The sequence below is a fragment of the Streptomyces sp. NPDC058239 genome (assembly GCF_042882185.1).
GTDB lineage: Bacteria > Actinomycetota > Actinomycetes > Streptomycetales > Streptomycetaceae > Streptomyces.
The window spans coordinates 1-1,000 of record NZ_JBHVWS010000152.1; the positions used below are offsets into that span (position 1 = coordinate 1).

At 66.8% G+C, this 1,000-nt stretch carries 2 protein-coding genes; both read right to left on the reverse strand.

Going from position 1 to position 1,000, the window contains the following annotated elements:
- Positions 1-618 (reverse strand): IS3 family transposase (locus tag ACFVYE_RS47310; protein WP_389609794.1); only part of this gene is annotated, 618 nt, incomplete at its 3' end.
- Between the two features lie 5 nt (positions 619-623).
- Positions 624-950, reverse strand: a complete 327-nt coding sequence (locus tag ACFVYE_RS47315) for a transposase (protein ID WP_389609792.1) — start codon at positions 948-950, stop codon at positions 624-626.
- Between the last annotated feature and the right edge of the window lie 50 nt (positions 951-1,000).

Genomic DNA, 1,000 nt, shown 5'->3' on the forward strand with positions numbered 1-1,000 from the left:
CTGCGACCCGGCGTCCGAGTGATGGATCAACTCGCCCGGCTGTATGGGGTGTTGGTCGCGATCGCGTTGCCAGATGGCCATCTCCAGGGCGTCCAGGACGAAAACGGTCTCCTTCACGGTGGCGGCCGACCAGCCGACGATTCGGCGGGAGAAGGTGTCCACGACGAACGCGGCATAGACGACGCCGGACCAGGTCTTGATGTGGGTGAAGTCCGCCACCCAGCACCGGTTCGGGGCCTGGGCGACGAAGTCACGGTCGAGACGGTCCGGAGCCCGGTCGACCTGCCCGCCGGGGAGCGTGGTGATCACGCGTTTGCCGCGGACCGCGCCCTGGATGCGGAGTTCGCGCATGAGACGCTCGACGGTGCAGCGGGCCACGGTATGCCCCTGCCGGTTCAGCTCGCGCCAGATCTTCCGTGCCCCGTAGACACGGTAGTTGGCGGTGTGGACCTGGCTGATCAGCTCCTTGAGCACCGCGTCCCGCACCGAACGTGTTGACGGAGAGGCCAGCCGTTTCTTGTAGGCGTAGTAGGTGGAAGGGGCGATCTTGCAGTCGTGCTCGGTGAGCGTCCTGCAGATCGGCTCGACGCCGCCGAAGCGGTCCCGGTGCTCGTCGATGAACGCTACGAGCGTGTGTGTGGCCGGTCGAGCTCGGCCGCGAAGAAAGACGCCGCGGCCTTCAGGATCTCGTTGGCCCGCTTCAGCTCGGCGTTCTCCTTCTTCAACGCCTTGAGCTGGGCGGACTCCTCTGTCGTCGTCCCCGGCCGCTGTCCGGCGTCGATCTCGTGCTGCTTGACCCAGTTCCGCAGCGTCTCGCGGGAGCCGATGTCCAGCTTCTCGACCACCGCCTGCAAGGCCGCGGTCTCGGTCGGGTGGTCGCCGCGGACCTCGGCGACCATGCGCACCGCACGTCGGCGCAGCTCAAGCGGGTAACGGGAAGGTCGTGCCATGACTCGATCCTTTCATGAAATCGAGCCTCCACCTGACCCGGGGCGGTTCA

Excerpts from the sequence above, each read along its gene's own strand:
- ACFVYE_RS47315 (WP_389609792.1), bottom strand. The coding sequence starts at position 950 with ATGGCACGACCTTCCCGTTACCCGCTTGAGCTGCGCCGACGTGCGGTG.